This is a genomic window from Kosmotoga sp. (assembly GCF_982836095.1).
In genome coordinates this window covers 1-8996 of record NZ_CEYIHJ010000067.1, presented here as the reverse complement: position 1 = coordinate 8996, position 8996 = coordinate 1, and the positions used below count along the sequence as shown (strand labels likewise).

At 43.2% G+C, this 8996-nt stretch carries 6 protein-coding genes and 1 tRNA gene; 1 reads left to right on the top strand and 6 read right to left on the bottom strand.

Going from position 1 to position 8996, the window contains the following annotated elements; genetic code table 11:
- Together AC3LHT_RS05895 and AC3LHT_RS05890 are read right to left on the bottom strand one after the other, a co-directional pair.
- Positions 1 to 1470: ABC transporter substrate-binding protein (locus tag AC3LHT_RS05895; RefSeq protein WP_488662259.1), on the bottom strand; the 1470-nt coding region annotated here is incomplete at its 3' end.
- A 207-nt stretch (positions 1471 to 1677) separates the two neighbouring features.
- A tRNA-Val gene (locus tag AC3LHT_RS05890) sits at positions 1678 to 1752 on the bottom strand.
- Positions 1753 to 1908: 156 nt separating this feature from the next.
- Between AC3LHT_RS05890 and AC3LHT_RS05885 the strand changes: the two genes are divergently transcribed.
- On the top strand, positions 1909 to 2115 hold the full coding sequence (locus AC3LHT_RS05885; RefSeq protein WP_290644586.1) for a cold-shock protein: 207 nt from the start codon (positions 1909 to 1911) through the stop codon (positions 2113 to 2115).
- Positions 2116 to 2145: 30 nt separating this feature from the next.
- On the opposite strand, the gene AC3LHT_RS05880 is transcribed toward AC3LHT_RS05885, so the two are convergent.
- The 4 genes from AC3LHT_RS05880 to AC3LHT_RS05865 form a co-directional block, all read right to left on the bottom strand.
- Positions 2146 to 3333 (bottom strand): pyridoxal phosphate-dependent aminotransferase, encoded by a 1188-nt coding sequence (locus AC3LHT_RS05880; protein ID WP_488662258.1) that lies wholly within the window; start codon positions 3331 to 3333, stop codon positions 2146 to 2148.
- 16 nt (positions 3334 to 3349) lie between these two features.
- Positions 3350 to 4762, bottom strand: a complete 1413-nt coding sequence (locus AC3LHT_RS05875; protein WP_488662257.1) for a DUF2135 domain-containing protein — start codon at positions 4760 to 4762, stop codon at positions 3350 to 3352.
- Entirely contained in the window at positions 4759 to 8478 is a 3720-nt protein-coding gene (locus tag AC3LHT_RS05870; protein WP_488662256.1) for a DUF2135 domain-containing protein, read from the bottom strand. Before AC3LHT_RS05870 ends, AC3LHT_RS05875 begins: the two co-directional genes overlap by 4 nt.
- A gap of 19 nt (positions 8479 to 8497) precedes the next feature.
- A partial coding sequence (locus AC3LHT_RS05865) for a hypothetical protein (protein ID WP_488662255.1) occupies positions 8498 to 8996 on the bottom strand: 499 nt, incomplete at its 5' end.

Genomic DNA, 8996 nt, shown 5'->3' with positions numbered 1-8996 from the left:
AGCCTTAAGGTATGTTGGCCACTGTACGCCCTGAACGTCTATATGGAATTTCGGGTTGAGAGATTCGATGTAGAACTTGAACATCTCAGCCGCTGTTTGCCTTGCTTCGTTACCCGTGTTGTAGAGCAGTGTCAGCTTGAAGCCTTTTTCCCAGAGCTGGCCATCAAAGGCTTTCTTGAACTCAGCTGCTGCTTTTGCAAGGTTGAATTCAGGAACGGGCAGTGTGGGATCGTAACCGAGATAACCTTCAGGAAGGTCAGTCGGTACGAGTTTACCGTAACCGTTGAGAACTTCTTCGATAAAGGTCTGTCCATCGTAACAGTAGTAGAATGCCTTCCTGACATGGAGATCGCTGAAGAATTCAGGTGGCACGCCGTTTCCGTCAAGTTTGCCGCTACCTATGTATTCACTTCCTTCTTTGACTTTCCAATTGAAATGGAAGGATGTGATAGCAGACGTCGGATAACCGTCGATTATTCTGACACCAGGCATATTAACAACCTGTTCTTTATACTGGGTAGGTACGTAAACGATGTCGGCGTCGCCAGCTTCGAGCATAGCCTTCCTTGTGGAGTATTCATCGATACCCCAGATGATGACTGTCTTCAGCTTGGCTGGGCCTCTCCAATATTCGTCAAATCTTTCAAGGATGACTTTCTGCTGTGCCCTGTCCCATTCGACGACCTTGAATGGACCACAACCAGCGTCTACACTGTGGAGAGGAGTTTCTTCAGGCTGAAGGTCGTGCCATTTCCACCAGCCGTCAGCGTTTCCATCCCAGGCACCATTGTCTTTTGCCCACTGTGAGTCGATAACAGCACTCCAGCCAGCGTAGTGGGAAATGATCCACATGAATGGCGCGAAGGGACCATGGAGAGTGAAAACCACATTGTTGCCATCGACTTCAACAAGAGGATCGATGACTTCGTTGTAGAAAGCAATGAGTTTTGCTTTGGCTTCTTCCGAAGTCGGATTCCTATCTTCATCAACGGCATCGGAGTAAGCCATGCCAGAATAGGCTTCGAACCAGCCTTCGAGTGAAGCGTAATCTCCACCGGAGAGGGCTTCGATGATCATCCACATGGGCCCGCCGGAAGGATCGAAAAGGATTCCTCTTTCGAAACTGTACTCCACATCATAGGGTGTAAGCACGTTACCAGAGTGGAATTTAATGCCTTCCCTTATGGGGAACACATACTTTGTACCGCCATCTTTGATGAGGCCGTTTTCCACTGTCGGAACCTCGGTGGATATCATGGGCTCAAATACCGTAACGGAATCGCCCTTGTACTTGATGAGGTTGTCATAGACGTTGAGAATAACGGCACCACCAGCGGTTTCATAACAATAGTGAGGATCGAGGGTTTCCGGTTCTCCAATGGTTAAGTTAACAAATGTTTCAGGATCGAAGGAGAACGCAATAGCGGAAACCAATAGTACAGATAGAACAAGAAGAAGCAACTTCTTCACAACAACACCCCCTTACAAAAGGTTTATTAACAACACCTATATTATAACCATTTTGAGTAAGAAAATCAAATGCAGGTATTTGCACAACGGTTTAAGAGAGAAGATTAAGGCTTTAAAGAGCTGCATTTCATTTATTTTGACGAAATTCTTTCACCGCGGTAGGCATTGACTAATGTAAAAAAAGGAGAGCGTAGCCCTCCTTTCTAATGGTGGGTGCGGTAGGGATTGAACCTACGGCCTCTTCCTCGTCAAGGAAGCGCTCTCCCACTGAGCTACGCACCCCTATACGCTAAGTATTTTATCATCACCATAGTCATGTGTCAAGTCTGAAAGAATCATTCTGAAACCCGTTGAGAGTTATATCTATGTCTATTGTGTTATAATTTATATCGCTCGACAGGGCAGTACAGGCTTTTGCCGGTTAGGAGGAATAAGAAAATGAAAGGTACAGTCAAGTGGTTTAGCGGTAAAAAGGGCTATGGCTTTATCACGAAAGATGATGGAGAAGACATTTTTGTGCATTTTAGTGCTATTCAGATGGATGGCTTCAAAACATTGAATGAAGGGCAGAGAGTAGAATTCGATGTGGAAACAGGTCCATCGGGTCGTCCGCAGGCTATCAATGTAAAAGTCGTTGAAGAATAAATAAAGGGGCGCTAAAAAGCGCCCTGATTGTCATAACCTGTTGTAGCCCTCTATTCCCTTTCTAAGTAATTCGCACGCTCTTTTCAGCTTTTTTCTTTCAAGGACATATGCAATGCGTATCTCCTTCTTTCCACTTCCCTCGGTAGCGTAAAAGCCTGAAAGAGGTGCTACCATAACGGTTTCTCCAGAATCGTTGAAATCGGTTAGCATCCATTTTACGAATCTTTCAGCATCATCTACCGGCAGGGCAACGGAAACATAGAACGCGCCTTCGGGCTTTGTGAGAAGAACTCCAGGTATTTTTGAAAGTTCTTCAAAGACCACGTCTCTTCTAAGCTGGTACTCGTTCTTGACTTTATCAGTATATTCTTTGCCCAGCTCTAATAAACCCACAGCACCCAGCTGTGCCACCGTAGGTGGTGAAAGCCTGGCCTGGGCAAATTTCATCGCTGCGTCATATATCTGCCTGTTGTGAGTGGCAAAAAGCCCTATTCTCGTTCCACAAGCGCTGTATCTCTTTGAAAGGCTGTCAGTCATGATTACACGTTCGCTTTTGTAATGCTTGAGTAGTGAAATGGACTCACGTCCATCGAAAGCGAATTCTCGATATACTTCATCGGAAATGAGAAAGAGATTGTGCTTTTCAGCAAACTGGATCAATGTGTCAATTTCGCTACTCGTAAGAACTACCCCGGTGGGATTTGAAGGGTTTGAGAAGAGTATGGCTCTGGTTTTGGAAGTAATCGCTTCTTCGAAGCGCTCTTTCGGAGGTAAACGATAGCCATTGGAAACCTCTGCTCTCACGGGTACAAGCTTTATGTTCAACAGGCTGGCGAAACCTTTGTAGTTAGCATAAAAAGGCTCGATCACTACGATTTCGTCACCCGGGTCGGCAATAGCTGCCATAGCGAAAATCACGGCTTCGCTACCACCGTTTGTGACAATGACCTCATCTTCGGTTAACTCAACTCCAAAAGAAGCATAATAATTCAAAAAGGCACGGCGCAGTTCGATAATTCCAGCAGAATGTGAATAAGCTACGACATCACCGAGATTTTTACGCAGATACCTGAAGAATATTTCAGGTGTGGGGATATCCGGCTGGCCTATATTCAGGTGATAAACTTTGATACCCCTTTCTTTTGCTTTTTCGGCATAGGGGACAAGCTTTCTTATGGGCGATGCTGGCATTTTTTCAGCTCTTCTTGAGATTTTCATGGTAAACCTCCTAAATCTAAAAATCAATGTTCATTACATCCAACCAATCGGGGCCCTCGGCATCTGGAATACAATTTCTGGAATCCGAAATCTCCAGCTTAAACTCCTCATCAAGAAGCAGCCTTCCATATGAATAGATGGTAACTCTAAATTCGACTGGAACTCTGCCACGATAGTAGTGAACCCTTATTCTGTATTTACCATGGGGTAGAAAGTTTCCCTTTGGATTTATTATGTATGTTTCTCTGCCTGGGCCTTTTATGCAATCGTTACTCAAAAAACCGTTCGCTTTATCATTAAGAAAGTATACCGTATTTGTTGGTTCATTAACATACAGGTCCAGGTCGGCGTTAGGTTCATTCCAATCAATTTTAACTTCGAGCGCTGGCCTTGTCTCGAGGCCGATTATGTTCACTTCCTTTTCAACACATTTCCAGGAAGAACAGGCTTTGAGAACGAGTTTTTTAATGCCCGGTTGTGGAATGACTTCCAAATAGTATTCTTGACCCAGAACTTTGATTTCAAGCGAAGTGTCCTGATAATAAGCTTTGAAGCGCTTCACTTTACCTTTAATCTTGCCCTCCAACTCTAACCTTTCTCCCGCTGTGGCTTCCACAGTTTCCGCCTTCGGAATTATCACAGGCTCTTTCATGCTATTCACGTAATTGGCAGTTATACCGTTGAGCTCTATGGTATGGAGAGTAAAATCAGGGAAGGGTGAATTATATTTCAGTTCCCATATCGAACGTGATAATGAAGAAAGCAAGGTTTCTAATTCTGCCAGGTTTTCTCCATCAAAGATCAACCCTGCTGTCGTTTTAGCCAGTTCCTTTGCATATTCACTTCCTGTATCAAGTGCAATAAAGGGGACGCCTGACTTCATTATAGTAGAAGTGGGCTTTTCCTTCCAGGAACCCCGGTCATCCACTATGACTGCAATTGAACCTTCATCAAAGTCATAGCTGTTAAGAACCTTTCCAAAATCTTCATCAACCGCAATAGGTAGGCTGTAAAGCTGCATGAGTACATCTTGTGTATTTCCATTTGTACTTTCTATCTCCCTGACAATTTTATCTGAAATGGCGATGAAATGCTCCTTAACCTCGCCCTCAGATATCTCTCTGATAGCTCTTGACAGAATTGCCAATTTGCCAATGATTTCTGTCAATCTTGAGTTCATAGATCCGGAAATATCCAAAAAGTAATAAACTTTTATCGTTTTAAGGGGTTCTTTTTGAACCAATTGTATGGAAGGAGCTATTGTAACCCCATCTTCTGAAAAATTGAAGCTGGCAGCAGAATAATGGCCTGTTGTGGTTACCTGAAAACAAACCAATGGGAATTCTGAAGCATCTATCCTGTCAATGCTTACCGTACCAAGACATGCAACAGATAACAATAAAATTACTGCTAAAAGGTACTTGCTCATTTTTCACTCTCCAGGAGGTTTATACTTTCAGCTTTTCCGTCTTCGGTTCTCAATTCAAAAAGGCCAGGTCCCTTTTCAGAAACAGATACAAAGGGTTTGAGGTTTGTGAAATACGAATAATATAGCCCTCTGCTTAGCGGATAGAAAAAGCCTCTGCCCGGTGGCGACTGAGCAACGCCCGTCTTAGCAGGATTGATAACTATACAGTCCGCGGCAGCGTAGTGATAGTTATATCCTGCGAGCAAAATCTCTCTGTTTTTGTCCAGATTCAAATCCCCGACCAATACGGCATTGATTGGCCCCGGATGCCAGAATTCAGAAATGAGCTTTCCGAACCTTGAATACACACTTGCAACGGAGAAATTCCCGTTATTTCCATTGGCGACCACATAAATGAAAGGTTCGTTACCCTCATAAAAGACGCCATACTCTTTTACCGTGTAAGATAGAGGCAAAGCATATACTTTGCCGTCGCCGAAATTTTGTTCCCACAGCAAGCTCACGTCACTGTTCAGAGCCGTTATAACTATGTCGCTCTTTGTGGGATCTTCGCTTTTGAGTTTTCGTATAAGAATAATGTCATCAATGCTGTCTCTGTTCAGGTCGTACTCAATGTGGAAGATCTTCTCGGTGTCAGAAAACTCCCGCATCTTTATCTTTTTGGTTTTCAATTCATCGGAAAAGATTTCCACGATATTATCGGTGATTTCATAATAAACGGGCTGGGGGATTATGACCTCAATGGGGATAGAGAACTTTGAAGCGTCCAGTCCAGAAAGCGTTCTCAACATTATTTTTGAGACGTTATCCAATGAAAATGATGGTAAATTTACTTTGTCTGATATAAAGAGCGTTGATAGATATTTCTTCGTCCCATCTTTGTTTAGCGCCCATATCTCAAAGAATTTTCCTTTGGGCTCTTTTAGGTTTAAACCCAGCACATCGCCCTTCAAAATGGCAGATTCTACAAGAGGTTCCTGAATAACTTTTGGTGTGCTTGAAATCAGGAAGTCCACGAATTTCTGTATAAGATCAACAGCACCTTCCGAAGAAGACGTTTTTCCGTTCCAAACCTCATCAAGATACAGAATATTTCCACTCCCGTATTTCCACATCAGAAGCGGCTCGGTTCTCTCGCTTTTCTTATTGTTTATGGTCAAAGATTCAATGAAATGAAGCGGTAATAAGTCCCCAGGGTAACCGGAAATCACGTAGCCACTGAATTCGGTGCTGGCTTTCCATAGAAAATCAGCATTTTCAGGGTTTGAGATAGCAGAAAATTCATCGGCAGGAAAGGCCAGGTGGTCAAAGATACCTTCAGGCCCATAAAGCAATTTGAAGGGCACACAAATTGCTCCGCTGGCATATGAAACTTTTTTGAGCTTTGCCAGCCCGAGTTTTTCAAGAAGAACATTTCCATCACCTGAAAGGGCAATTGTGCCGCCATTCTGAATATAAGAGCTCAATTCATCTATCAATTTTTCGGTGAAAAAATCACTAAATCCGCCTTTTGAAAGGGTAAAGCTGAGAAAAACGGCTTTGGCTTTTTTCAATGAACGAGGATTTTCCAGTATGGTCTCAGGTGAATAGAGTTCTACAGATAGGTTTTTTGGCGTGAGAACTTTTTTCAGAGCTGTCAAATCATGGTATGCTTCGTCAGGAGCTATCAGCATTACATCAGCGGTTCTCAAGAATTTTCTGACAATGATTGAAGGTTTAGTGATGAGAAATCCCTTGTCTCCCTTTTCCGTGGAAACCATTTGACCGTTGAAAAGCCAGCGCTGAAAGAGCATGCCATCGATATCAACCGATGAAATGTTTATCTCTTTCCCGGCTTCAACCCAATATTGCTTGCGCTCAAGGAGTTCTTTGCCATTTTCGTCGGTAGTGAGAAGAAGAACCTTGTAATATTTTTTGAAATGAGCCTGTAAAGTTACAGGTTCATTGATAACAACAGCCCTTTTACTCCCGCTAATGCCGTCACTCCAGCCAGAAAATTCGAATTTGACATCGTTTCCCTCTATATTTTCGTCTATATCAGATTCAAAAACAATGGGATTAACCTCAAGCTCAAGAGAATTTCCGAGTTCATAAGTACCGATAAAACCTTCCTTGTACTCTATTGAGCCTATGCGGTAGGTGACCCCTTTCTTGAAGCTCTCAGGAAGATCTGACAGCACTTTTACTGCAACTTCCGGTATCTTAATTTCAATCGGTTCAAAATATCGCCAGTCAGTCCCGGTGGTAGTATCGGTGGGATTTGCCTCGTTCCCTTTGAATGAAAAAGTCTCTTTGAACAATTCACGAGACATGTTCGTTGAAACGCCATCGCTAAGTTCAACTGAAAGTGTTCCGCTGATTTCTTTTGCCCCTTTGTTTTCGAAGAAATGAACCATGGGTGTATAGGGTCCGGGTTCCACTTCATCGAAGGGAATTTCATATACTTCAAGGGCTTCATCTGCGTCCGCTATGTGTAGCTTGCCCGGAGGGCCGGGATTGACGAAATATATCCTCTCACCCGAAGGGAGAAGTACATTTAAATCGAGATCAGCTTTGGGACTGTCCCACTTTAAAATAAAACGCAGGGAGGCCTTCGTGGGATAGAGGACATGAACGCTTGATATGGCTTTTCCAGAAGTGTTTGTAGCAAGCACAGTGAAGATGTTTTCACCCTGGCGCAGCACAAAAGAGTCACGAAAATGCCCTCCCTCTATCTCGAGGACTCTTTCCTCAACAGGTATGGTTTCCCCTGTGCTGCCTATCCTTTCCTGCTTAACGATCACATTTCTGTATTCGCCATCAACAGAACCAGAAAGTACAACATAAGGCTTACTGAAAATGTCGCCATCTTTTGGCGAAGTGATATCAACAGTGGGCAAGCTTTCTGTAAAAAATGACAGCTCCTCATTTTCGATTATTTTCCACTCAGTTTTTTCAAGGGCCCTGGGCTTGTCATTATCGATTATAGTCATGGACAATTTTATCTGCTTGGTCTTCCCCATTTTGGGAAGAGGTATCGCGAATTCATAGATGTAATGGCCGTTTTCGAGAATACATGAAATTTCCGAACCTTCGGTGGGAATGTTGCTGGAAATAGATGGGTCGTAATTTATGAAATTTCCCGGTAGAAGATTGTAAAGCGTTTCGCCTATTTTAAGCTGAATACTGTCACCAGCACCTACTATGTCTTTTGAGTATGCTGGAATAGGGACATCGTCACGAATAATCACCAACCCATAAAGGGTACTCTTTGACAAATCATAAGCGATTTTTGCAATTCCGCTCAGGTCAAACCAGCCAGAGATAGCTGCGCCAGTACTGCCATCACCTGAGAGAAAGCGAATGCCTGTGATTTTATCCCAATCCTGGATATCACCATCAACTGTGATTTTACTGTTGTCGAGTACAAAAGCCGAAAAAAGCCTGTTCTCAGCGAGAGGTAGATTGTAATATGTCTGAGCTTCATTGACTTTTAGTTCGACTTTTTGCCCTTTTAAGTTCTCTTCGTTGCTGAGATAACTTATTGCAAGAAGACCATCGTTTTTTTCGATTTTGAATATGTCAACAGTCTGGGAATTTTCCAGAATATTCACACTTTCAGCACCCGCAACCACAACTTTCACAATCGGAAAACCGGAAGTATTCACTTCAAGAATACTCGTTGCTATGCTAACAGTTGTAATTATCAGTAGCAGGCCTAACACGATATTTTTCATATGTGCACCCCCACAGAGATTACTTCAAAATTTCAAACTGCTGTCCGCTTTCGTCGTAAAGGAAAATTTTACCATCGATTATATTAATAGAACTCATGCCCTTAGCTTTTGGCAGAAGGCGATAGACTTTTTCCTGGGCAGGGGGAACACCCAGACCGAAGTAAGGTTCAGCCTGCCCGGAGGGCTTTCTACCATCCAATATTCCAAAGGCTGTTGAAAAATTATGTTCGGCGTTTTCACCGGCAAAAATTATGTCATCAATCCCATCGCCTTCAACATCTTCCAACTTCAACAACTTTATATGACCGGGGTGGAAATATTTCCCCTTGACACTTCCATCAGGGGAAACCACAGCGATTATTGACGGGAACCACGGTATATGGTTTAGAAGCACAACGATTTCATTGACGCCGTCATCATCAACATCTCCACACTGTATAGAATCTATGCTGAAGGAATCATCAGGCCAGAAAACGCTATCATCAGCGAGAGTTATATGCCAAATAGGTTGGCCCTTC

Bases quoted from the DNA above. Each gene is read 5' to 3' on its own strand.
- AC3LHT_RS05885 (WP_290644586.1), top strand. From the start codon at position 1,909: ATGAAAGGTACAGTCAAGTGGTTTAGCGGTAAAAAGGGCTATGGCTTT.
- AC3LHT_RS05880 (WP_488662258.1), bottom strand. From the start codon at position 3,333: ATGAAAATCTCAAGAAGAGCTGAAAAAATGCCAGCATCGCCCATAAGA.
- AC3LHT_RS05875 (WP_488662257.1), bottom strand. From the start codon at position 4,762: ATGAGCAAGTACCTTTTAGCAGTAATTTTATTGTTATCTGTTGCATGT.
- AC3LHT_RS05870 (WP_488662256.1), bottom strand. From the start codon at position 8,478: ATGAAAAATATCGTGTTAGGCCTGCTACTGATAATTACAACTGTTAGC.